Genomic DNA, 1283 nt, shown 5'->3' with positions numbered 1-1283 from the left:
CGCCGCGCCCGACGCTGGCTCCGCCGGCGCGGCCGGCTCCCCGTCCGCCGGCGCGCCGGAGGATATCGCCGAGGCCGCCCTCGCCGAGGCGCACGCCGCGCACACGCTCGAGCACGGCCGACACTCCCCCGTCATCTCCCCCATCGTCCGTCGGCTCGCCCGCGAGCACGGCTTCGACGCCAGCGAGCTGCTCGGCACCGGACCGGACGGCCTCGTGGTGCGGGCGGACGTGGAGGCGTTCATCACCGAGCTCGACGAGGCGCGAGCCGGTCGCGGAACGCCGACCGCGATGCCGTCCCTGCCCGACGCCGTCGCGACGCCGTCCGCGCCCCGCGCGGGCGAGCAGCGCGTTCCGCTCGACCGCATGCAGCGGGCCGCCGCCGCGCACTTCACCCGCTCTCGGCGCGAGATCCCCGAGGCCACGGTCTGGATGGACGTCGACGCGACCGAGCTCCTCGCCGCGCGGCGCCAGCTGAACGCGGCGACGGGCGAGAAGTTCGGGATCACCGCGCTCGTCGCCCGGTTCGTGATCGCCGGGCTCCGGCGGCATCCGTCGTTGAACGCCAGCTTCGACGCCGATCGGAACGAGCTCGTCCTGCACTCCGGGATCAACCTCGGGCTCGCCGCGCAGACCCCGCGGGGCCTCCTCGTGCCCGTCGTGCACGGCGTCGAGCGGATGTCGCTCCGCGACCTGCGCGACGCGATCCAGGCGCGCACGGACCAGGCGACGACGGGCGCCTTCCCGCCCGACGCGCTCACCGGTGGCACGTTCACGCTCAACAACTACGGAACGCTCGGCGTCGACGGCTCCGCCGCGATCATCAACCACCCCGAGGCCGCGATGCTCGGCATCGGACGACTGGTCGAGCGTCCGTGGGTGGTCGACGGCGCGATCGCCGTGCGAACGGTGACCGAGCTCACGATCTCGTTCGACCACCGGGTGTGCGACGGCGCCGAGGCGGCCGCGTTCCTCACGTTCGTCGCGGGCTGCATCGAGCGTCCGATCTCGCTGCTCGCCGATCTCTGAGGCGCGGGACGCGAACGGGAACCGACCGAGACGTGGCGAAGGCGCATCCTGGCGGATGCGCCTTCGCCGTTTCCGGGCTCCAGCCGGTCTAGAAGAAGTCGTCGGGAGTGCCGGCGGCGCGTTGGACGTCGCGGGTCTCGATGCGGGCCGCCTCGAGCTTCGCGACCGCGACGCGCAGTCCGGACTCCATCTGCGCCGCCCAGGCGTCGGACTCGCGGGCGCTCGTCTCGGCCGCGCGGGCCCGGGCGTCGGCGGC

The 1283-nt window shown here is 74.5% G+C and carries 1 protein-coding gene; it reads left to right on the top strand.

Annotation, left to right across the window (positions count from 1 at the left end; all coding sequences use genetic code 11):
• The coding region (locus ESO86_RS17175) for a dihydrolipoamide acetyltransferase family protein (protein WP_165308294.1) at positions 1-1027 on the top strand (1027 nt) is incomplete at its 5' end.
• Between the last annotated feature and the right edge of the window lie 256 nt (positions 1028-1283).

This window comes from Agromyces binzhouensis, from assembly GCF_004135055.1.
GTDB classification, from domain to species: Bacteria; Actinomycetota; Actinomycetes; order Actinomycetales; family Microbacteriaceae; genus Agromyces; species Agromyces binzhouensis.
Note: the sequence above shows the minus strand (reverse complement) of the source record. Positions and strands in the feature narration are given on the sequence as shown.